Source organism: Paracoccus sp. SY (assembly GCF_002901215.1).
GTDB classification, from domain to species: Bacteria; Pseudomonadota; Alphaproteobacteria; order Rhodobacterales; family Rhodobacteraceae; genus Paracoccus; species Paracoccus acridae.
On record NZ_NWMQ01000026.1, the window covers coordinates 1 to 20,731 of the forward strand.

Here is a 20,731-nt window from a genome sequence, read left to right on the forward strand (position 1 = left end):
TTCGGTGATCGAATCGGGTGTCGCGCCGTCCCGGATGGACGGCATCCGGGCCCGCCTGCGCGAACTGGGACTGACCCCCTATGACACCCTTTCCCCGCCGCTGATGGACGCCATTGCCACCCATGTCGCCAAGCGAGAAGGGAAACTGCCCTCGGCCCCTGCCGGCAAAAGCCCTGAGCCAGCGCCCGCCCAGCCGAAACCGGCGCCGTCCTCGGCGCCGCATCGCCCTGCCCCGTCGCCGCAACCGGCCGCCGAAAGCGGATCGGTCTTCAGCCGCCTGCTGAACAAGCTGTTCGGCGGCCGGGGGTGATGTGACGTCCTGCCGGCGGCAAGGCAGGACCTGACCTGCAAGGCTGCCGGTTCCAACGGTGCCTGGCGATCCACTGCGCCAGGCACGTCTTTCCTTGGTGGCAAAGGTATCAGGGGCCGCTTCAGCTTGAGGCGACGAGCTCCCCCAGCAGACGCCCAAGCGGCGCCGCCGGATCGGCCAGGGCCTGAACGACGGTCAGGTGGTTGAGCCCCGGCTCGGACCTGAGTTCGACGCTGGCGCCGCCCTCCATTAGCAGGTCGGCCATTGCCAAGGCTTGGCTGTGAAAGGGGCTTGTCTCATCCGCCCCGCGGGTCATGATCCGCCGGGGCGCCGGATCGTGGCGGGACGTCAGGGGCGACCAGGCCTTCGCCTCCTCATGGGTCATCCGGGCCTCGTCCTTCAGGAAGCTGCCGGGTATGCCCGACAGGTCATAGATGCCGCTGACCAGCAGCAGGCCGCGCAACGCAGGCAGGTTGGGCCGGGTCCTTTCGGCAGGGCCATGCCCGGCCAGATAGCAGGCCAGATGCGCCCCTGCGGAATGCCCGCTGACCGTTAGCCGCGCCGGATCCGCGCCAAGTCCGGGCGCCATCGCCACCAGATGCCGGGCTGCGGCCCTGACCTGCGCGACAATGGTCCCAAGCCGGATGCCCGGCATCAGGTCATAGGTCACGATCGCCGCGACACCGCCGACGGCCAGGACCGGGGCCGCGACAAGGTGGTGGTCCTCCTTGCTGCCCGACCGCCAATAGCCCCCGTGGATGAACAGGTGCAGCGGCGCCCCCGGTTCGGGATCCCGGGGAAGAAGGATGTCCATCCTTTCCCGAGATCGGCTGCCATAGGGCAGATCGCGAATGATCCGGACAGTGGACGCAATGGCCCGAGAGCGCGCGGCCGTTTCCTCGATCACGGCATCGAAATCCGGGATGAAGTCGCGGTTCCGGTACAGGTCCTGCATCCTGCGCCCCGTCAGAACGCGACCGCGAAATACTTCGGCTCCATGAACTCGAGTATCCCCGTCACGCCACCCTCGCGTCCCAGCCCGCTTTGCTTGGTCCCCCCGAAGGGCGCGGCCGGGTCGGACATCAGGCCGCGGTTGATCGCGATCATCCCCGCCTCGATCCCCTTGCCGACCCGCAGCGCGCGCGACAGGTCGCCCGAATAGACATAGGCCGCCAGCCCGTATTCCGTGGCATTGGCCAGCCGGATCGCCTGGTCCTCGGTCTCGAAGCGGTAAACCGGCGCGACGGGGCCGAAAATTTCCTCATGGGCGATGGCTGCATCCGGGCTGACATTGTCCAGCACCGTGGGCGGGAAGAAGAAGCCGGACCCCGGCAGCGCCGCGCCGCCAGTGGTGACGCGGGCGCCGAGGCCGACCGCCTCCTCGACCAGGCGGCCGATCTTCTGGACGGCCTGCGTCGTGATCATCGGCCCGACCTGGGTGGCGGGGTCCGTCCCCGGCCCCACCTTCAGCGCGGCCATGCGTTCGGTCAGGCCCGCCACGAAGGCGTCATGGATGCCCGACTGGACGTAAAAACGGTTCGCGGCCGTGCAGGCCTCTCCGGCGTTGCGCATCTTGGCGATCATGGCGCCGTCAAGCGCCGCGTTCAGGTCGGCATCGTCGAAGACCAGGAAGGGCGCGTTGCCGCCCAGTTCCATCGAGCAGGACACGACGCTTTTCGCCGCCTCGGCCAGAAGCACGCGTCCCACCCCGGTCGAGCCGGTGAAGGACAGCTTGCGCACGCGCGGATCGGCCAGCATGGCATTGGTGACGGGCGCGGGCCGGCTGGTCGTCAGGACGTTGACCACGCCGGGGGGCACCCCCGCCTCGGCCCCCAGCCGGGCCATGGCATAGGCCGTCAGCGGCGTCTCGCTGGCGGGCTTCAGGATCACGGTGCAGCCGGCGGCCAGGGCCGGGCCGATCTTGCGCGTGGCCATGGCCGCCGGAAAGTTCCAGGGCGTGATCAGGACTGCGATGCCGATCGGGTCGTGATCGACAAGGATGTGATTGGCGCCCGACGGCGCATGACGGAATTCGCCCGCGATGCGGACGGCTTCCTCGGCATACCAGCGGAAGAACTCGGCCGCATAGGCAACCTCGCCTCGCGCGTCGGGCAGCGCCTTGCCGTTTTCCAGCGAGATGAGGCGGGCCAGCTCCTCGGAATGCTCGACCATCAACTGGAACCAGCGGCGCAGGATCTCGGAGCGCTGGCGGGCGGGGGTCGCGCGCCAACCGGCTGCGGCGGCCTGGGCCGCGTCCACGGCACGCATGGCATCGGCGACCGTGGCATCGGGCACCTCGGCCAGGGTTTCCGCCGTCGAGGGGTTCACGACCGGAATGCCGCCGCCGGGCAGCCATTCGCCGCCGATATACAATCCAGCCGCATGAAGGCCGGGATCGGCGAAATCCGTCGCGTTCAGGGTGTCGAGGCTCATGGCCAGTCCTTTCGGGCTTACTGGAGGATGCGGGCGTCGCCGGAAAAGGCGGCCTGCAGCAGGCGGGTCATGTCGGCGCGGTCGATCGGGCGGGGATTGTTCTGGATCAGTCGCTCGATGCCGCAGGACTGGTCGGCCACCCAGCCGATCTGGTCCTCGGGCAGGCCCAGGCCCGACAGCGTCTCAGGAATCCCGATGCGAGAGAACAGGGATCGGACGGCGGGAATCACCTCGTCGGCCGAGGCAAGGCCCATGGCGTCGGCGATCTGCGCCAGTTCGGTGGCGATGGCGGGGCGGTTCCATTCCATGACCCAGGGCATCAGGCAGGCCACGCCGGCACCATGCGCAGTGTGCGTCAGCGCACCCACCGGATACTGGATCGCATGGGCGGCGGCGGTGCCCGCAACGCCGAAGGCCAGCCCCGCGAACAGGGCGCCCTGCATCACCCGGGCACGCGCCTCGGCATCCGCGCCCGTCCGGCAGGCGCGTTCCAGCCCTTGCCACAGCAGGCGGATCGCGGTCAGGGCGAACTGGTCGGACAGCGCGTTCTTTCCCACGAAGACCCGTTCCTGCGTCAAGGTCGCGGTGACGGGACGACGGATAGCGGTGAACGCCTCGATCGCATGGGTCAGGGCGTCGGCCCCGGCGATGGCCGTCAGACCGGGCGGACAGGTCAGCGTCAGGTCGGGATCGCAGATCGCCGCCGTCGGCACCAGATGCGGGCTGGAGATCCCGACCTTCAGGCTGCGCGCCGAATCGGACAGAACGGCGACCGGCGTGACCTCGGATCCGGTGCCTGCCGTCGTGGGCATCGCGATCAGCGGAAGGATCGGCCCGGGCACCTTCAGTTCGCCATAGTAATCCTGCGGCTGCCCGCCATGGGTCAGCAACAGGGCCACGCATTTCGCCATGTCGAGGCAGGATCCGCCCCCGATCCCGACGACCAGATCGGGCGCAAAGCCGCGCGCGGCCTGGCTGGCGGCAAGGGCGCTGTCCACCGGCACGTCCGGCAGGGTTCCGCTTTCGACCTGCACCGCAAGCCCGTGATCGTTCAGATCCGCCAGCATCGCCTGGAACTGGGGATCGCCGGCCAGACGGGCATCGGTGACGACCAGGGCGCGGCGCCCCAGCCTGGCCGCGACCTGCCCAAGCACCTGCCGCTGACCCGGGCCGAAGATGATCTCTCGCGGCGGCCTGATCGTGCCGAAATGCGCCATTCTGTTCCTCTCCCGCTTCATGTGCCGCTTGAACAAGGACGCGACCCACCAGTCCCATCCTGATCTGCTTATCGTATCCTATATGATATTGTATTTGACATCCGATCCGATCTTTGTAAACCATCGTCTTGCAAACACCGCAGATGAAAGGTGCAGGATTGGGAAGCGCAGTGGAAAGCCAGGGCATCCAGATGGTCAGGCCGGCCAGCATCGTGGATGGCGTCCATGACAGCATCTACGAACGCATCATGTCCCTGGACATCGCGCCTGGTGCCCGCATTCCCGTGGATGTCGTGGCCCGCGACCTGGGCGTGTCCCAGACCCCCGTCCGCGAGGCCCTGTCCCGGCTGGAACGTGAAGGTCTGGTGCGCAAGGCGCATCTGATCGGCTACAGCGCCGCGCCGCAGCTGTCGCGCAAGGCGTTCGAGGATCTGTTCGCTTTTCGCCTTCTGCTGGAACCGGAATGCGCCCGGATCGCCACGCAGAATCTGACCCCGGACAGCCTGCAAGAACTTGAGGAAGCAGCCGCCGACATGGGCCATGGCGAGGCGCCGGTGGACCGCAACAGCCGCTATTCCCGCTTTGCTCGCGCCGATGCGCATTTCCACGACGCGATCCTGAAGATCGCCGGGAACGAGGTGATCCGCCAGGCTTTCGCCGACCAGCATGTGCATCTGCACCTGTTCCGCCTGATGTTCCACAGCCGCGTCACGCAAGAGGCGCTTGAAGAACACGAGAACCTGCTGGCCGCCTTTCGCGCCGGCGACGGCGCCCGGGCGCAGGCGGCGATGCACGAACATATCTCGCGGTCGCGCGACCGATTGATGCTGGCCTTCGAATGAACGCGGCGACCATGCCCATGTCGGCCACCGCCCTTGCCCGGCCTGCCCTTCGGGCCGAAGGCTTAAGCAAGGCCTATGGGCCGGTCACGGTCCTGTCGGATGTCACGCTGGACATCCTGCCGGGCGAGGTTCACGCCGTCATCGGAGAGAATGGGGCGGGCAAGTCCACGCTGATGAAGCTGCTGTCGGGCCATGTCGCGCCCTCGGCCGGGCGCCTGCTGATGGCGGAAGCGCCGGTGGCCTTTGCCGATGCCGCCGCGGCCGAGTCGGCGGGCGTCGTTCTGGTGCATCAGGAAATCCTGCTGGCCCCCGACCTGACCGTGGCCGAGAACCTGTTCCTGGGCCGCGAGTTGACGCGCGGGCCGATGGTGGACGACCGCGCCATGAACCGCCGCACGGCCGAGGTCCTGGCCTCGATCGGGGCGCATTGCCATCCGCGCGACCGCGTGGGTTCCCTGCCCCTGGCGCAGCGCCAGCTGGTGCAGATCGCGCGGGCGCTGCTGGAGCCGCGCAAGGTCGTGATCTTCGACGAACCGACCGCCGTTCTGGCCAATGACGAGGTCGCGGCCCTGCTGGACGTGGTGCGCGGCCTTCGGGCACGAGGCGCGGCCGTCCTCTATATCTCGCACCGTCTGGACGAGGTCGAAGCCTTGGCGGACCGCGTAACGGTGCTGCGCGACGGGCGCATGATCGGCACCTGGCCCGCCGCCGGGCTGACGCAGCGCGCCATGGCCGACCTGATGGTGGGCCGGGAACTGGGCACGCTTTATCCACCCAAGCGCGCCCTGCCCACGGTCGCGCCCCAGCTTGCGATCGACGCCCTGTCCGTCGATCATGGCGCGGTGGAAGCCAGCCTGGTGCTGCGCCCCGGCGAGGTCCTGGGCATCGGGGGCATGATCGGATCGGGCCGGACCGAACTGTTCGAGGGACTGATGGGCCTTCGGCCCGCGCAGGCCGCGCGGATCACGCTGGGCGGGCACGAGGTCACGCATCGCAGCGTGCGCGACTGGCAGGCGGCGGGGCTGGTCTATCTGACCGAAGATCGCAAGGGCAAGGGGCTGCTTCTGGACGAGCCCCTCGCCACCAACCTGACCCTTCAGGCCCTGGACAGCGTGCATCCCGGCACGCGGCTTGACCATGCGGCGGAAGATCGCGCCCTTGATCGCGCCGTGGACGCCTATGACATCCGCGTGCGCAACCGCCACCTGTCGGCGGGCCAGCTTTCGGGCGGCAACCAGCAGAAGCTGCTTCTGGCCAAGGTGATGCTGACCGATCCCGCCGTGGTCATCATCGACGAACCGACACGCGGCATCGATATCGGCAACAAGAGCCAGATCTATGACTTCATCGACCGGCTGGTGCGGGCGGGCAAGGCGGTGATCGTCGTCTCGTCCGAACTGCCCGAACTGGTCGGCCTGTCGGACCGGGTCCTGGTGATGCGCGGGGGGCGCATCGTCGCGGAACTGACAGGCGAGGCCATCACCGAACAGAACGTCGTCTATGCGGCGACCAGTGGCGAAAAACAAGAAGCCGGGCCGCATGTCCCGGCGACCAGAACACACGCCTGAATCGAACGTCAGGGGGAGGAGACCCGGATGACAAGCGTCACCACGGAGATTGCCGGCGCACCGCGCCGCATCCGCTGGGCCGACATGGGCCCCTTCATCGCATTGGCCCTTGTCGTGCTGATCGGCACGCTGATCAACACCAATTTCGCGACCGGCACCAACATCGCCAATGTCGTCACCCGGTCGGCCTTCATCGCCATCATCGCCGTGGGGGCGACCTTCGTGATCTCGTCCGGCTGCCTTGATCTGTCGGTGGGCTCGATGATGGCCTTCGTGACGGGCGTCATGATCCTGACGATGAACCGGCTGGAACCGACCATGGGGGCCAATGCCATCCTTGTCGGCGCGGGCTTCGGGCTGATCGTCGGCGCGCTGTGCGGCTTGCTGAACGGTCTGATCGTGACGGTGGGCAAGATCGAGCCCTTCATCGCCACGCTGGGCACGATGGGCATCTTCCGGGCGCTGATCACCTGGATGTCGGACGGCGGATCCATCCCCATCGACCGGGCGCTGCGCGATCCCTATCGTCCCGTCTATTTCGGCAATGTGCTGGGGATCCCCTTGCCCGTCGTCGTGACGCTGGCCGTGGTCCTGGTCGGCGCCTTCATCCTGTATCGCACCAAATACGGGCGGCGCTGCATGGCGGCGGGATCGAATGCCGATGTGGCGCGCTTTTCGGGCGTTTCGGTGGCGCGGGTGCGGACCACGGCCTTCGTGATCCAGGGGCTGTGCGTCGCGATCGCCGCGATCTGCTATATCCCTCGCCTGGGGGCAGCGACCCCCACGACCGGGCAGTTGTGGGAATTGCAGGTCATCACCGCCGTGGTGATCGGCGGCACCCTTCTGCGCGGCGGCAAGGGCCGCATCTGGGGCACGGTCGCTGGTGCGCTGATCCTGGAAGTGATCGCCAACCTGATGGTGCTGTCGAACATGGTGTCCGAATACCTGGTCGCGGCCGTCCAGGGGGTGATCATCATCCTGGCCATGCTGGCCCACCGCTTCATCAAGTAATCGCCCAGGGAGAGGCGAGGATTTTTCCAAAGGGAGGAACGACAATGAAAAGACTGAACCAACGCGCCCTGACACTGGCCACCGCCGCAAGCCTGCTGGCGCTGTCCGCAGGCGGGGCGATGGCCCAGGACAAGCGCACCATCGCCGTCTCGATCCCCGCCGCCACGCATGGCTGGACCGGCGGCGTGGTCTATCACGCCGAACAGGCCGAGAAGGAGATCGAGGCCGCATTCCCCAATATCGACGTGATCGTGAAGACCTCGCCTTCCGCGACGGCCCAGGTATCGGCACTGGAGGACCTGTCCGCCGGGCAGACCCTGGACGCCCTGGTGATCCTGCCCTTCACCTCCGAGGAACTGACCGGCCCGGTCGAGCAGGTCAAGTCGAACGGCACCTATATCGCCGTCGTGGACCGCGGCCTGACCGACCCAACGATCCAGGATCTGTATGTCGCGGGCGACAACATCGCCGTGGGCGCCAATACCGCGAAATGGATGGCCGAGAAGCTGGGCGGCGAGGGCAAGGTCGTCGTGCTGCGCGGTATCCCCACCGTCATCGACGACGAACGCATCCAGGGCTTCACCGACGTGATGAAGGACACCAATATCGAGATCCTGGACATCCAGTATGCCAACTGGAACCAGGACGAGGCCTTCAGCCTGATGCAGGATTACCTGGCCAAGTATCCGCATATCGACGCGGTCTGGGCCAATGACGACGACATGCTGCTGGGCGTGCTGGAAGCGGTCAAGCAGTCGGGCCGGACCGAGATCAAGTATGCCCTGGGCGGCAACGGCATGAAGGACGTGATCGAGATGGTGAAGGCGGGCGATCCCGTCACGCCCATCTCGACCCCCTACCCTCCGTCAATGATCAAGTCGGCCATCTACATGACGGCGGCGCAGTTTTCCGGCCAGGCGCCGATGCGCGGCAACTTCAAGCTGGATGCGCCGCTGATCACGCCGGAAAACGCCGACCAGTTCTATTTCCCCGACAGCCCGTTCTGACGACTGCGCCGGAGGCGTCTCAGCCTCCGGCTTCGATTTGACACAAGGAGACCACGGATGAGTGGCAAGAAAATCCTCATGCTCTGCGGCGAGTTCACCGAGGAATATGAAATCTTCGTCTTCCAGCAAGGCATGGAGGCCGTCGGGCATACCGTCCACGTCGTCTGCCCCGACAAGAAGAAGGGCGAGATGATCCAGACCAGCCTGCACGACTTCGAGGGACACCAGACCTATATCGAGCGCTTCGGGCACCTGGCCGAGATCAACCAGACCTTCTCGGAAATCGTGCTGGAAGATTATGACGCCGTCTATTGCGCGGGCGGCCGGGGACCGGAATACATCCGCACCGACAAGCGCATCCAGGCGATAGTGCGCCATTTCCACGAGACCGGAAAGCCGATCTTCACCATCTGCCACGGCGTGCAGATCCTGGTCGCGGTCGATGGCGTGATCCGCGGCAAGAAGGTCGCGGCCCTGGGCGCCTGCGAGCCCGAGGTGATCCTGGCCGGCGGCACCTATATCGACGTCAAGCCGCACGAGGCCTATGTGGACGGCACCATGGTCTCGGCCAAGGGCTGGACCGGGCTTGCGGCCTTCATGCGCGAATGCCTCAAGGTCCTGGGGACCGAAATCCGCCATACCTGAAGACGGATGCGGTGGAGGGTCGTGCGAACACCCTCCATCGCAACATGTCACGGCCGCAGTCTGCGAACACGGCCGATCCAAGGGGGGCTTCTGCCGGCTCTACGGACGGGCACCCTCCGCCGTTTCATCCATCGACCATTGGACACTGCCCCCGCAGGCCACGAGATCCTCAGCCGGGGCCGGGCCTTCGTCACAGCCCGTATTGCTCGCGCGCGTAGCCGCCCAGGCCGACCGCATCCAGTCTGGCCAGCGGGGCCAGGAAGGTGACCTGGATCACGCCCGGTGCACGCCCGATCTCGATCGCGCCGTTGATGGTGGCGCGGTTGCGCACCTCGGGGACCGTTATGCCCAGCAGGGTGGCCGCGCGTTCCAGGCCGTTCTCGATGGCGGCGTTCAGGTTCGGGGCGGTGCCGATCACGCTGACAGGGGCCAGGGGCTCGATGTCTCCTACCCCCCACTTCGCGGCAAGACGCTGTCCCTTCGCCATCTCGGCCGGGGTGAAGGGGCGGGCCAGGGGCGGCAGGTCCTCGGCCAGCGGGAACAGGACCGGGCCGTCGATGGGATAATCCTTCACCACCTCGACCTGCAGCGTCACGCTGCCCGCCACGTCCATGGTGTGCCCGGCGATCTCTCCGTCGCCCTGGCCCGCGTGCATGTCGCCCATATAGACGCCCGCGCCCGGCACCTTGACCGGGCAGACGATGATCGCGCCCGCGCGCACCGCGTCGATGTCCATGTGCCCGTCGGTCTTGTGGCGTGCCAGATCCTCGGCGCTGATGGCATAGTCATGGGGCGCGCCGACCAGGAAGGCGCCGAAATCGCCCGCATTGTGGCTGTCGGGCATCGCGGTCGAAGGACAGGTGCCAAGCTGCCCCAGGAAGGGCCGCATCCGCACCAGCGTGCCCGGCATGTCCGAGGGCGCAAAGGTCAGGATCGAATGCTGGCGGCTGCCGTCGGGCAGGGCCGCAAAGCTGTCCGCGTCCCGCGCGATGGTTTCGGCCGCCGCTGCGGGCAGGGTCACACCGACGCTGCGGGTCTCGTCGAAGGTGACAGTATAGCCGTGGACGATGCGGAAAGGCGTGACCGGGTTGCCGCAGCGGTCGCATTTCACCGCATCGGGGCCGATCCCCTCGACATGGGTTTCGGGCCAGACGGTGTCGCAGACCGGGCAGCGCGCGGCGACATAGGGATCGCCCAGGCAGAACCCCTCGGGCGAACTGTCGTGGCCGGACGCCGTGGCCGCCGAGGTCACGGTGATGTCACGGATGCGGATCGCCACGGCGTCGCCCACCTCGGCCCCGTTGACGCGGACGGGCGTCGTGACCTCGTGGCCGCCGCGCAGGCGGGGCGTGATCATCGGACCCCAGCAACCGGGCGCGGTGTTGGCGATGATGGTGCCGCCATTCTCGACCGGGCCGAGCATGGCTGCCGCGGGATCGAGGACACTGTTGGTAAACTCGGTGACGACGACGCTGCGACGCGACGGCGCGATGCTGCCATCCGGCATGGAAACCCCCCAATGTTCACTGTGAAGACGCCTGGAAGGTTAGCGGGTCGGGTTCCATAAGCAAGTCCGGCGATGATCCGGGATCCTAGGGGCGACGCGGAAGGTTGTTCGCCTCGAGCCAGGCGGGGTTTTCGGCATACATGTCCCCGATCAGCGCCTTGACCATCGCCAGATAGCGTGAACTGTCTCCGGCCCTGTGGTTCAGGATGACCGGGGACAAGGCCCCGGGGTCGCCGATCAGGCGGTATTCGACATCCGACCGCATCTGCCGGGCCGACGAGGGGATGATGCAGATCCCCGATTCGGCCGCGACCAGGCCCAGGGCGGTCTGGATCTCGCGCACCTCCAGCACCTCGGCGGGTTGCACCAGCCGATCCTGCAACAGCGCCAGCACCTGATCGGCATAGCTGGGGCGCGGCTCCTTGGGATAGACGATCAGCTTCTGGCCCGTCAGATCCGCCAGCGCCAGCGGTCCCGTTTCCCCGGCAAGCGCGGTCCGCCGGGGCAGCGCAGCCACAAGGCGTTCTTCCCGCAGGACGGTGCTGGTGACGTTGGGGTCGTTGTGCAGCAACCGCCCGAAGCCGAGGTCGATGCGACCTTCCTTCAGCGCCGGGATCTGCTGGATCGACAGCATTTCCAGCAACTGGATGTCCAGTTCCGGCGCGTTCTGCCGCAGCTTCCTGACCAGCAGCGGCAAGCCGCCGTAAAGGGTCGAGGCGACGAAGCCGATGGACAGCAGCCGGTTGCGGTTCGCCCCCACCCGGCGCGTGGCGTCCTTCATCTGGTCCACCCGTCCCAGCACCTGCAACGCCTGTTCATAGAACAGCCGCCCCGCATCGGTCAGCCTGATCGGCCGACTGCTGCGGATGATCAGGGCGACGCCCAGTTCCTCCTCCAGCAACTGGATCTGGCGGCTGAGAGGGGGCTGCGCGATGTTCAGCGCCTGGGCCGCGCGGGTGAAGTTCCGTTCCCGCGCAACGGCGGCGAAGTAACGCAATTGACGCAGATCCACGGCTTTTATCCGGTCCCGAGACAGCAAAATTCAGGTCGGTTTGGGTATCTTTCGGTTAACGAACGCCCCCATCCTCAACAGTTTAGCATCCATTATACCTTCCGGGTATGGTTTCAAACCAAAATGGTGTTGGACGCAAGGCGGCAGGGCCATGCACATTCAACCCATGAACCAGCCATACGCACCCCTGTCCGCAGCCCTCGTCGCCCCGGTCGTCACCGGGGTCGAGACGGTGATCCTCGATCTGCCGACGATCCGTCCGCACAAGCTGTCGGTCGCCACCATGAACGGTCAGGTCCTGACCCTGGTGCGCGTCCATTGCAGCGACGGCGTCACCGGCATCGGCGAATGCACCACCATCGGCGGGCTGGCCTATGGCGGCGAAAGCCCCGAAAGCATGAAGATCAACATCGACACCTGGTTCGCGCCGGTGATGATGGGCCAGGATGCGACGCGGGTGCAGGCGCTGATGGCGCGGATCGGCAAGATGGTGAAGGACAACCGCTTCGCCAAATCCGCCGTGGAATGTGCGCTGCTGGACGCCCAGGGCAAGCGCCTGGGCCTGCCGGTCAGCGAGCTTCTGGGCGGACGGCGCCGCGACCGGTTGCCGGTCGCCTGGACACTGGCCTCGGGCGACACGGCCCGCGACATCGCCGAGGCTGAACGGATGCTGGATCTGCGCCGCCACAACATCTTCAAGCTGAAGATCGGCGCACGCCCCATCCGCGACGACATCGCCCATGTCGCCGCGATCAAGGCCGCGCTTGGCGACCGTGCGGCGGTGCGCGTCGATGTGAACATGGCCTGGTCGGAAGGCGAGGCCGCCTTTGGCATGGCCGCCTTGGCGGACGCGGGCTGCGACCTGGTCGAGCAGCCGGTGGCATCGGCCGCAGCCCTTTCCCGGCTGGTGCGCCGCTTCCCCGTCGCGCTGATGGCGGACGAATCCCTGACCGGCCCGGAAAGCGCCTTCGAGATCGCCCGTGTCCAGGGCGCCGATGTCTTTGCCGTCAAGCTGGAACAAAGCGGCGGCGCCTTCAACGCGCTGCGCGTCGCGGCCATCGCGGATGCGGCGGGGATCGGGCTTTACGGCGGCACCATGCTGGAAGGCGCGGTGGGCACGGTGATTTCCGCCCATGCCTTCGCCACCTTCGCCAATCTGCAATGGGGCACCGAACTGTTCGGCCCGCTGCTGCTGACCGAGGACATCCTGGCCGAGCCTCTGGATTACAGCGATTTCGAACTGACCGTGCCGGGTGGCCCCGGCCTTGGCCTGACGCTGGACGAGGATCGCGTGGCCTTCTTCGCCCGCGACGGCATCCGCAAGACCATCAGCCTGCCCGGAAAGGCGTGACCATGCTGTTTCATGTGACCATGGATGTGAACATCCCCCGCGATCTGCCCGCCGATGAGCGCGCCGACATCCTTGCGCGCGAAAAGGCCTATTCGCAGGATCTGCAGGCCCAGGGCAAATGGCGCCACATCTGGCGGATCGCCGGGCAATACGCCAACGTCAGCATCTTCGACGTCCGCGACAACGACGAATTGCACGACATCCTGTCAGGCCTGCCCTTGTTCCCGTTCATGGACATCGCCGTGATGCCGCTGCTGCGTCACCCGTCCGCGATCCGCGACGACGATACCTGAAGCCATCCCCAAACGGGACGGAGCGAGGGCCGTCCCACCCAGTTTCCAAGCGAATCCAGGAGGAGAGAAGAATGACCGTCAAGATTTTCGACCGTCCCGACGTGCAGGAGTTCCTGAAGGAACTCAGCGGCATGAACAGCAGCGATGGCAATCCGCGCATGAAGCAGATCGTGCATCGCCTGATGTCGGACCTGTTCCGCGCCATCGACGACCTGGACATCACCCCCGACGAATACTGGACCGGCGTGGCCTGGCTGAACGACCTGGGCGCCGCCGGCCAGGCGGGCCTGATCTCGCCGGGCCTGGGGATCGACCATTTCCTGGACGAGCGCCTGGACGCCATCGACGCCGAACTGGGGATCGAGAACCCGACCCCGCGCACGATCGAAGGCCCGCTTTACGTCGCCGGCGCCCCGGAATCGGTGGGCTTCGCCCGCCTGGATGACGGCTCGGACACGGACGGCCAGACGCTGATCATGCACGGCACGGTCCACGGGTCCGACGGCAAGCCGCTGGCCGGCGCCAAGGTCGAGGTATGGCACTGCGACACGCGGGGCTTCTATTCCCACTTCGACCCGACCGGCAAGCAGGCGCCCTTCAACATGCGCCGCACGATCATCACCGACGAAAACGGCCGCTACAAGTTCCAGAGCATCCTGCCCTCGGGCTATGGCGTGCCCCCCGGCAGCCCGACCGAGAAGGTGCTGACCGCCCTTGGCCGCCACGGCCAGCGTCCCGCGCATATCCACTTCTTCGTCAGCGCCGACGACCACCGCAAGCTGACCACCCAGATCAACATCGAGGGCGATCCGCTGATCGACGACGACTTCGCCTATGCCACCCGCGAAGGCCTGGTCCCCCATGTGATCGAGCGCACGGACGAGGACAGCATCCATGCGAACGGACTCAACGGTCCCTTCGCCGAGATCAGCTTCGACATCCACCTGACCGCCCTGGTTCAAGGCATCGACAACCAGGTCAACGAACAGCGCCGCCGCGCCGCAGCGTAAGCGCATCCCGGACGGCCCCCTGGAGGGGAGGGCCGTCCACCCCCACCCCATCTTTCATCACCGACATCGGCAGGGGCCCGTTCGCGACAGGCGTACCCCTGGGGAGGAGAACTCATGTCCGCGATCATCGAAAAGGCCCGCGACCTGGACCAGTTGCTGGACGTCGCCGTCCAGGACGACAAGGAGGCCGGCCTGTTCCGCTGCCGCCGCGACATCTTCACCAACGAGGATCTGTTCGCGCTGGAGATGAAGCACATCTTCGAAGGCAACTGGGTCTATCTGGCGCATGAAAGCCAGATCCCGGAGGTCAACGACTATTACACCACCTGGATCGGCCGCCAGCCCATCGTCATCACCCGCGACAAGACCGGCGCGCTGAACGCCGTCATCAACGCCTGCGCCCACAAGGGCGCGATGCTGTGCCGCCGCAAGCAGGGCAACAAGGGCAGCTTCACCTGCCCCTTCCACGGCTGGACCTTCTCCAACACCGGCAAGCTGCTGAAGGTGAAGGACGCCAAGACCACGCAATATCCCGACCAGTTCAACCAGGACGGATCCCATGACCTGACCCGCGTGGCGCGCTTCGAAAGCTATCGCGGCTTCCTGTTCGGCAGCCTGAACCCCGATGTCGCCTCGCTTGAGGATTTCCTGGGCGAGACGAAGGTCATCATCGACCAGATCGTGGACCAGGCCCCCGAGGGTCTGGAGGTGCTGCGCGGCAATTCCTCCTACATCTATGACGGCAACTGGAAGCTGCAGATGGAGAACGGCTGCGACGGCTATCACGTCAGCTCGGTCCACTGGAACTATGCCACCACCATGGAACGCCGCAGCGAAACCGGCACCAAGGCGGTGGACGCCAACAGCTGGTCCAAGTCGGTCGCGGGCGTCTATGGCTTCGAGAACGGCCATATCCTGCTCTGGACCAACACCCGCAACCCCGAGGTCCGTCCCGTCTGGAACCGCCGCGACGACCTGGTCGCCCGCCTGGGCGAGGAGAAGGCGGGCTTCATCGTCAACCAGACCCGCAACCTGGGCATCTATCCGAACGTGTTCCTGATGGACCAGTTCAGCACCCAGATCCGCGTCGTCCGCCCGCTGTCGGTGGACAAGACCGAAATCACCATCTTCTGCTTTGCCCCCAAGGGCGAAAGCGCCGCCGACCGCACGACCCGCATCCGCCAGTACGAGGATTTCTTCAACGTCTCGGGCATGGGCACCTCGGACGACCTGGAAGAATTCCGCGCCTGCCAGACCGCCTATGCCGCGCCCTTGTGGAACGACATGTCGCGCGGTGCGCCCCTGTGGGTCCACGGCCCCGATGAAAACGCCCGCCGCATGGGCCTGAACCCTGTTCTGTCGGGCGAACGGAGCGAGGACGAGGGCCTGTTCGTCGTGCAGCACGAATACTGGGCCAAGGCCATGCGCGAAGCGCTTGCCGCCGAGAAGGCCGGCGAAAAGGGAGAAGCGGCATGAGCCTGGATCACGCCATCCCCAGCAGCAGCCTGGACATGAACACCATCTGCGCCTTCCTGTATCGCGAGGCGCGTCTGCTGGACGACCGCCAGTGGGACGAATGGCTGACCTGCTATGCGCCCGATGTGACCTACTGGATGCCCGCCTGGGACGACAACGACCAGATCACCGAGGACCCGCAGTCCCAGATCTCGCTGATGTATTACCCCAACCGCGAGGGGCTCGAGGATCGGGTGTTCCGCATCAAGACCGAACGGTCCGGCGCATCGACGCCCGAACCCCGCACCAGCCACACGGTCAGCAATGTCGAGGTGGTCGCGGATCGCGGGTCCGAGGTGGACGTGCGCTACAACTTCCACACGCTGAACCACCGCTACAAGACCACGGACCAGTTCTTCGGGACCATGTTCGTGACCCTGCGCCGCACGGATGACGGGCTGGTGATCGCCGCCAAGAAGATCGTCCTGAAGAACGACTACATCCGCCAGGTCATCGACGTCTATCACGTCTGACGGCCGCCAGACCAAGCACAACGCAAGGAGGAGGCGACCATGTGCTACACGATCGCGCTCAACTTCGAGGACGGGATCACCCGCTTCATCGACTGCAAGCAGGGCGAGAAGGTTCTTGATGCGGCCTTCCGCAACAAGATCAACCTGCCGATGGACTGTTCGGACGGCGTCTGCGGCACCTGCAAGTGCCGCGCCGAAAGCGGCGCCTATGACCTGGGCGAGGACTATATCGAGGACGCCCTGACCGAGGACGAGGCCGAAGAAGGCCTGGTCCTGACCTGCCAGATGGTGCCGTCATCCGACTGCGTGCTGTCGGTGCCCGTCACGGCCGCGTCCTGCAAGACCGGCCAGCAGAAGATCGGGGCCACCGTCGCCCGGATCGAGCCGCACCAGGATGCCGCGGTCGTGCTGGAGCTTCAGATCGAGGAAGGCGCCGTTCCCCCCGCCTTCCTGCCCGGCCAGTACGTCAATATCGGCGTGCCGGGCAGCACCGCCAGCCGGTCCTATTCCTTCAGCTCGGCCCCGGCGGAAGGGCGGATGGAATTCCTGATCAAGAAGATCCCCGACGGCTTGATGAGCAGCTGGCTGGCCCGTGCCACCCCCGGCGACAAGCTGGATCTGACCGGGCCGATGGGCAGCTTCTATCTGCGCGACGCAGGCCGTCCGCTGCTGTTCCTGGCCGGCGGCACCGGCCTTGCGCCCTTCCTGTCGATGCTGGAGGTTCTGGCCCGCGCCGGGTCGCGCCAGCAGATCCACCTGATCTATGGCGTGACGCGCGACCAGGATCTGGTGCTGGTGGACCGGATCGCGGGTTTCGCCCGCCGCCTGCCGAACTTCACCTTCGCCACGGTGGTCGCGGACGACGCCTCGGCCCATCCGCGCAAGGGATGGGTCACCCAGCACATGCCCGAGGACATGCTGGCCGCCGGAGAGGTGGACGTCTATCTGTGCGGCCCTCCGCCGATGGTCGATGCGGTGCGCCATTACCTTGACGAAAAGGGCATCCGCCCCGCCAGCTTCCATTACGAGAAGTTCACCCCCAACGCGCCCCTGAAGGCCAGCGCATGACGGGGGCGGTCTTTGCCGGGCGCTTCGCGGGCAAGGTGCTGGTCGTGACCGGCGCCGCGCAGGGGATCGGCCGCGCCGTGGCCCTGCGCGCGGCGGCCGAGGGCGGCCGCGTCCTGTTCGTGGACCGCGCCGATTTCGTCTCGGACGTCGCGGCCGAGGCCGGGGGCGATGCGGCGGCCTTCACCGCCGACCTGGAAACCTGGGACGGCGCCCATGCGGCCATGGCCCATGCCGCCGACATCTTCGGCAGCATCGACATCCTGATCAACAACGTGGGCGGCGCGATCCGAATGCGTCCCTTCGTCGAATTCGAACCGGCCCAGATCGACGCCGAGATCCGCCGGTCGCTGATGCCCACGCTTTACTGCTGCCATGCGGTGCTGCCGCATCTGCTGGCGCGGGGCGGCGGCACCATCGTCAACGTGTCCTCGAACGCCACGCGCGGCATCCATCGCGTGCCCTATTCGGCGGCCAAGGGCGGCGTGAACGCGATCACGCAGTCGCTGGCGATGGAAATGGCGGGCCAGAACATCCGCGTCGTCGCCACCGCCCCCGGCGGGACCGAGGCCCCGCCCCGCCGCATCCCCCGCAACGCCGAGGGCGACAGCGAGGCCGAGAAGGCCTGGATGGCCGAGGTGGTCGAACAGGTGAAGCAATCGGCCTTCATGCGCCGCTATGCCACCATCGAGGAACAGGCCGCGCCGATCCTGTTCCTGGCCTCGGACGAGGCATCCTACATCACCGGCTCTGTGCTGCCCGTCGCCGGAGGCGACACGGGATAGACGTCGCCGGAGGCGACACGGGATAGACGTCGCCGGAGGCGACACGGGCCGACGGACCCACAAGCAAACAACAAGGGAGGAGAAGACAATGAGAAGCATAGACGTGAGCGAGGCCATAGACAAAGGCCCGTTCGGCAGCTTTCAGTGGATGGTGGTCGCGCTGTGCGGCGCGCTGCTGATCGTTGACGGATACGACGTCTTCGTCGCGGGGACCGTCCTGCCCACGCTGATCGCGGAATGGGGCCTGACCAAGCCGCAGGCGGGTGCGCTGCAGGCCTGGGCACTGTTCGGGATGATGTTCGGCGCGCTGATCCTGGGGCCGCTGGCCGACCGCATCGGCCGCAAGAAGGGCGTGGCGATCAGCTTCGTGCTGTTCACCTCGGCCACTGTGCTGACGGGCTTCGCCACCTCGCCCGAGCAGTTCAAGATCTTCCGCTTCATCGCGGGCCTGGGATGCGGCGGGCTGATGCCGAATGCCGTGGCCCTGATGAACGAATATGCGCCCAAGCGCCTGCGCGGCACCATGGTCGCGCTGATGTTCTCGGGCTATTCGGTGGGCGGCATGGTCGCGGCGGGGCTTGGCATCGGGATCATCCCCTCTTTCGGGTGGCAGCCCATGTTCTTCATCGCCGCGCTGCCCCTGGCGCTGCTGCCGCTGATCCTGTGGAAGCTGCCGGAATCGCTGGGCTTCCTGATCCGCCAGGGCAAGCAGGAGGAAGCGAGGCGCATCTTCGCCCGCATCAACCCCGCCACGCCCCTGGCCGCCGATGACCGGCTGGTCTTCACCGAGGCCAAGGGCGCCAAGGCATCCATCGCCGAACTGTTCCGCCATGGCCGGGCCCTGCGCACGCTGATGCTGTGGCTGTCCTTCTTCTGCTGCCTGCTGCTGGTCTATCTGCTGTCGTCCTGGCTGCCCAAGGTCCTGCAAGAGGCCGGCTATGCCGAACGCGCCAGCCTGTTGTCGCTGTTCTCGCTGAACTTCGGCGGCATGGCCGGGGCGATCTTGGGCGGACGGATGGGCGACCGCTTCGGGCTGCCCAAGGTCGTGGTGGGCTTCTTCGCCGCCGCCGCGCTGTCCATCGCGATGATCGGCATGAACCCGGCGCCGGGCCTGCTGTTCGCCCTGGTCTTCGTGGCGGGTGCCACCACCATCGGCACGCAGATCCTGCTTTATGCAAGCGTGGCCCAGCTTTACAACCTGTCGGTCCGCGGAGCGGGCCTTGGCTGGGCCTCGGGCGTAGGCCGCATCGGCGCCATCGTCGGGCCGACCCTGGGCGGGGTCCTGCTGGCGCGGGAACTGCCCTTGGGCCAGAACTTCCTGATCTTCGCGATCCCCGCGGCGGTCTCGGCACTGGCGATGCTGGTCTTCGCCCTTGCCAACAACCGGGTCCGCGAAAACGCGCAGCTTGCCGCGGCCTGATCCCGACGAAACAATGGCGCGCGGCCCTGTCGGCCGCGCGCCCTTTTCCATTGGAAAGCCTGCCATGCCTTATCTGAACCTGCCCACCCATCGCCTCCATTACCGCATCGACGGCGCGGACGGGGACAAGCCCTGGCTGACCTTCTGCAATTCGCTGGGCACCGACCTGCACATGTGGGACGCCCAGATCACCGATCTGGCAGGGGATTTCCGCATCCTGCGCTATGACCGTCGCGGACATGGCAAGTCCGGCACCCCGCCGCCCCCCTATGCCCTGTCCGACCTGGGCGGCGACGTGATCGCGCTGTGGGACGCGCTGTCCATCCCGCGCAGCCATTTCTGCGGCTTGTCCATCGGCGGACTGACCGGGCAATGGCTGGGCATCCATGCCGGCGCGCGGCTGGACCGCCTTGCGGTCTGCGCCACGGCGGCCCGCATCGGCACCGCCGAAAGCTGGACCGCCCGCATGGCCGACGTGCGGGCGAACGGCCTTGCCGGGCTTGTTCCCGCCACCGCCGAACGCTGGTTCACCCCTGCCTTCAGCGCAACCCGGCCTGGCGAAGTGGAAGCCATCCTTTCGACCTTCGCCACCACCTCGGCCGAGGGTTATGTGGGATGCTGCGCCGCCTTGGCGCAAGCGGATCTGCGGGACGATCTGGCGCGGATCACGGTGCCGGTCCTGGCCGTATCGGGTGACGACGACCCGGTCTGTCCGCCAGCCGATCTGCAGGCGATCGCCCAGGGCGTTCCGGACGGCCGCCACCATGGCCTGCCGGGGCGGCATCTGGTGAATGTCGAATCCGCGGCGGCCTTCAACGCCCTTCTGCGGGACTTCCTGACGGTGTCCGCACGCCCCTAGAACAGAATGCTTGATGCATTGGCCTTCGTCTTCCATTATGGTGCATCGACCCGAAGACCGCTGACGCTGGATCGCAGACATGACCGCCCCCAAGGCTGCCGCGCCTGACATCGACCAACGAGAGGCCCCGATGCTGAAAAGCAAGACCCGCCAGACCAGTTGGCGCCTGGCCAATCCGGCCAAGTATTCGGCGCATCTTGCCGTCCAGCAGGCCATTGCCACGGGCAAGCTTGAACGGCAGGCCTGCGAGGTTTGCGGCATCGAAAAGGTGGATGCGCATCACGACCGCTATGACCAGCCGCTGGAGGTCAGGTGGCTGTGCCGTCGCCACCACATGAAGCTGCACCATTACGGCGAGGACATGTTTCCCGTCGGCGGCGGTTCGGGCGAATCCTGATCGCCGTCCCG

General features: G+C 66.7%; 20 protein-coding genes and 1 pseudogene. 16 read left to right on the forward strand and 5 right to left on the reverse strand.

Features of this window, described 5'->3' with window-relative positions:
- Window positions 1-310 (forward strand): annotated as a pseudogene (locus tag CK944_RS24020) (hypothetical protein); the annotation flags it as partial.
- A 121-nt stretch (window positions 311-431) separates the two neighbouring features.
- Here the strand turns inward: CK944_RS24020 and CK944_RS15790 are convergent.
- The 3 genes from CK944_RS15790 to CK944_RS15800 are packed head-to-tail and all read right to left on the reverse strand — an operon-like array spanning window position 432 to window position 3,960.
- Complete coding sequence (locus CK944_RS15790) at window positions 432-1,265, reverse strand: alpha/beta hydrolase (protein ID WP_103174037.1); 834 nt, start codon at window positions 1,263-1,265, stop codon at window positions 432-434.
- A gap of 11 nt (window positions 1,266-1,276) precedes the next feature.
- Window positions 1,277-2,743: an NAD-dependent succinate-semialdehyde dehydrogenase gene (locus tag CK944_RS15795; RefSeq protein ID WP_103174038.1), complete on the reverse strand. Its 1,467-nt coding sequence runs from the start codon at window positions 2,741-2,743 to the stop codon at window positions 1,277-1,279.
- A gap of 17 nt (window positions 2,744-2,760) precedes the next feature.
- Window positions 2,761-3,960, reverse strand: a complete 1,200-nt coding sequence (locus CK944_RS15800) for an iron-containing alcohol dehydrogenase (RefSeq protein ID WP_103174039.1) — start codon at window positions 3,958-3,960, stop codon at window positions 2,761-2,763.
- 158 nt (window positions 3,961-4,118) lie between these two features.
- On the opposite strand from CK944_RS15800, the gene CK944_RS15805 reads away from it, so the two are divergent.
- The 5 genes from CK944_RS15805 to CK944_RS15825 are packed head-to-tail and all read left to right on the forward strand — an operon-like array spanning window position 4,119 to window position 9,033.
- Window positions 4,119-4,802 (forward strand): GntR family transcriptional regulator, encoded by a 684-nt coding sequence (locus CK944_RS15805; protein ID WP_239986102.1) that lies wholly within the window; start codon window positions 4,119-4,121, stop codon window positions 4,800-4,802.
- Window positions 4,799-6,370, forward strand: a complete 1,572-nt coding sequence (locus tag CK944_RS15810; RefSeq protein ID WP_103174040.1) for a sugar ABC transporter ATP-binding protein — start codon at window positions 4,799-4,801, stop codon at window positions 6,368-6,370. The genes CK944_RS15805 and CK944_RS15810 overlap by 4 nt, the downstream gene beginning before the upstream one ends.
- 27 nt (window positions 6,371-6,397) lie before the next feature.
- Window positions 6,398-7,381 carry an ABC transporter permease gene (locus CK944_RS15815; protein WP_103174041.1) on the forward strand — a complete coding sequence of 328 codons (984 nt, stop codon included), beginning with the start codon at window positions 6,398-6,400 and terminating at the stop codon, window positions 7,379-7,381.
- A gap of 44 nt (window positions 7,382-7,425) precedes the next feature.
- Window positions 7,426-8,388, forward strand: coding sequence for a substrate-binding domain-containing protein (locus CK944_RS15820; protein ID WP_103174042.1), 963 nt, complete (start codon window positions 7,426-7,428; stop codon window positions 8,386-8,388).
- Window positions 8,389-8,445: 57 nt separating this feature from the next.
- The gene (locus tag CK944_RS15825) at window positions 8,446-9,033 is read left to right on the forward strand and encodes a DJ-1/PfpI family protein (protein ID WP_103174043.1); all 588 of its coding nucleotides are present in this window, start codon (window positions 8,446-8,448) and stop codon (window positions 9,031-9,033) included.
- A gap of 190 nt (window positions 9,034-9,223) precedes the next feature.
- Here the strand turns inward: CK944_RS15825 and CK944_RS15830 are convergent, their stop codons facing one another.
- Both CK944_RS15830 and CK944_RS15835 read right to left on the reverse strand, forming a co-directional pair.
- On the reverse strand, window positions 9,224-10,540 hold the full coding sequence (locus CK944_RS15830; RefSeq protein WP_103174044.1) for an acetamidase/formamidase family protein: 1,317 nt from the start codon (window positions 10,538-10,540) through the stop codon (window positions 9,224-9,226).
- 85 nt (window positions 10,541-10,625) lie between these two features.
- Complete coding sequence (locus CK944_RS15835) at window positions 10,626-11,552, reverse strand: LysR family transcriptional regulator (RefSeq protein ID WP_103174045.1); 927 nt, start codon at window positions 11,550-11,552, stop codon at window positions 10,626-10,628.
- 151 nt (window positions 11,553-11,703) lie between these two features.
- Here CK944_RS15835 and CK944_RS15840 point away from each other — a divergent pair, with 151 nt between their 5' ends.
- From CK944_RS15840 to CK944_RS15885, 10 genes are all read left to right on the forward strand, one after another.
- Window positions 11,704-12,903, forward strand: a complete 1,200-nt coding sequence (locus tag CK944_RS15840) for a muconate/chloromuconate family cycloisomerase (protein WP_305790799.1) — start codon at window positions 11,704-11,706, stop codon at window positions 12,901-12,903.
- A 2-nt stretch (window positions 12,904-12,905) separates the two neighbouring features.
- Entirely contained in the window at window positions 12,906-13,196 is a 291-nt protein-coding gene (gene catC, locus CK944_RS15845) for a muconolactone Delta-isomerase (RefSeq protein ID WP_103174047.1), read from the forward strand.
- Window positions 13,197-13,267: 71 nt separating this feature from the next.
- Window positions 13,268-14,206 (forward strand): catechol 1,2-dioxygenase, encoded by a 939-nt coding sequence (catA, locus tag CK944_RS15850; protein WP_103174048.1) that lies wholly within the window; start codon window positions 13,268-13,270, stop codon window positions 14,204-14,206.
- Between the two features lie 114 nt (window positions 14,207-14,320).
- A complete protein-coding gene (locus tag CK944_RS15855; RefSeq protein WP_103174049.1) occupies window positions 14,321-15,682 on the forward strand; it encodes a Rieske 2Fe-2S domain-containing protein in 1,362 nt (453 codons plus the stop codon).
- Window positions 15,679-16,194, forward strand: coding sequence for a benzoate 1,2-dioxygenase small subunit (gene benB, locus CK944_RS15860; protein ID WP_239986103.1), 516 nt, complete (start codon window positions 15,679-15,681; stop codon window positions 16,192-16,194). The genes CK944_RS15855 and benB overlap by 4 nt, the downstream gene beginning before the upstream one ends.
- A gap of 39 nt (window positions 16,195-16,233) precedes the next feature.
- Complete coding sequence (benC, locus tag CK944_RS15865) at window positions 16,234-17,262, forward strand: benzoate 1,2-dioxygenase electron transfer component BenC (protein ID WP_103174050.1); 1,029 nt, start codon at window positions 16,234-16,236, stop codon at window positions 17,260-17,262.
- The gene (gene benD, locus CK944_RS15870) at window positions 17,259-18,044 is read left to right on the forward strand and encodes a benzoate diol dehydrogenase BenD (RefSeq protein WP_103174051.1); all 786 of its coding nucleotides are present in this window, start codon (window positions 17,259-17,261) and stop codon (window positions 18,042-18,044) included. The genes benC and benD overlap by 4 nt, the downstream gene beginning before the upstream one ends.
- Window positions 18,045-18,132: 88 nt before the next feature.
- Window positions 18,133-19,464, forward strand: a complete 1,332-nt coding sequence (locus CK944_RS15875) for an aromatic acid/H+ symport family MFS transporter (protein WP_103174052.1) — start codon at window positions 18,133-18,135, stop codon at window positions 19,462-19,464.
- Between the two features lie 64 nt (window positions 19,465-19,528).
- A complete protein-coding gene (gene pcaD / locus CK944_RS15880) occupies window positions 19,529-20,323 on the forward strand; it encodes a 3-oxoadipate enol-lactonase (RefSeq protein WP_103174053.1) in 795 nt (264 codons plus the stop codon).
- A 79-nt stretch (window positions 20,324-20,402) separates the two neighbouring features.
- Entirely contained in the window at window positions 20,403-20,720 is a 318-nt protein-coding gene (locus CK944_RS15885) for a hypothetical protein (RefSeq protein ID WP_205049064.1), read from the forward strand.
- Window positions 20,721-20,731: the final 11 nt, after the last annotated feature.

Coding starts and splice junctions, on each gene's coding strand:
- catC (WP_103174047.1), top strand. CDS start 12,906: ATGCTGTTTCATGTGACCATGGATGTGAACATCCCCCGCGATCTGCCC.
- benC (WP_103174050.1), top strand. CDS start 16,234: ATGTGCTACACGATCGCGCTCAACTTCGAGGACGGGATCACCCGCTTC.
- CK944_RS15815 (WP_103174041.1), top strand. CDS start 6,398: ATGACAAGCGTCACCACGGAGATTGCCGGCGCACCGCGCCGCATCCGC.
- benB (WP_239986103.1), top strand. CDS start 15,679: ATGAGCCTGGATCACGCCATCCCCAGCAGCAGCCTGGACATGAACACC.
- pcaD (WP_103174053.1), top strand. CDS start 19,529: ATGCCTTATCTGAACCTGCCCACCCATCGCCTCCATTACCGCATCGAC.
- CK944_RS15875 (WP_103174052.1), top strand. CDS start 18,133: ATGAGAAGCATAGACGTGAGCGAGGCCATAGACAAAGGCCCGTTCGGC.
- benD (WP_103174051.1), top strand. CDS start 17,259: ATGACGGGGGCGGTCTTTGCCGGGCGCTTCGCGGGCAAGGTGCTGGTC.
- CK944_RS15790 (WP_103174037.1), bottom strand. CDS start 1,265: ATGCAGGACCTGTACCGGAACCGCGACTTCATCCCGGATTTCGATGCC.
- CK944_RS15820 (WP_103174042.1), top strand. CDS start 7,426: ATGAAAAGACTGAACCAACGCGCCCTGACACTGGCCACCGCCGCAAGC.
- CK944_RS15825 (WP_103174043.1), top strand. CDS start 8,446: ATGAGTGGCAAGAAAATCCTCATGCTCTGCGGCGAGTTCACCGAGGAA.
- CK944_RS15885 (WP_205049064.1), top strand. CDS start 20,403: ATGACCGCCCCCAAGGCTGCCGCGCCTGACATCGACCAACGAGAGGCC.
- catA (WP_103174048.1), top strand. CDS start 13,268: ATGACCGTCAAGATTTTCGACCGTCCCGACGTGCAGGAGTTCCTGAAG.
- CK944_RS15830 (WP_103174044.1), bottom strand. CDS start 10,540: ATGCCGGATGGCAGCATCGCGCCGTCGCGTCGCAGCGTCGTCGTCACC.
- CK944_RS15855 (WP_103174049.1), top strand. CDS start 14,321: ATGTCCGCGATCATCGAAAAGGCCCGCGACCTGGACCAGTTGCTGGAC.
- CK944_RS15795 (WP_103174038.1), bottom strand. CDS start 2,743: ATGAGCCTCGACACCCTGAACGCGACGGATTTCGCCGATCCCGGCCTT.
- CK944_RS15800 (WP_103174039.1), bottom strand. CDS start 3,960: ATGGCGCATTTCGGCACGATCAGGCCGCCGCGAGAGATCATCTTCGGC.
- CK944_RS15810 (WP_103174040.1), top strand. CDS start 4,799: ATGAACGCGGCGACCATGCCCATGTCGGCCACCGCCCTTGCCCGGCCT.
- CK944_RS15840 (WP_305790799.1), top strand. CDS start 11,704: ATGCACATTCAACCCATGAACCAGCCATACGCACCCCTGTCCGCAGCC.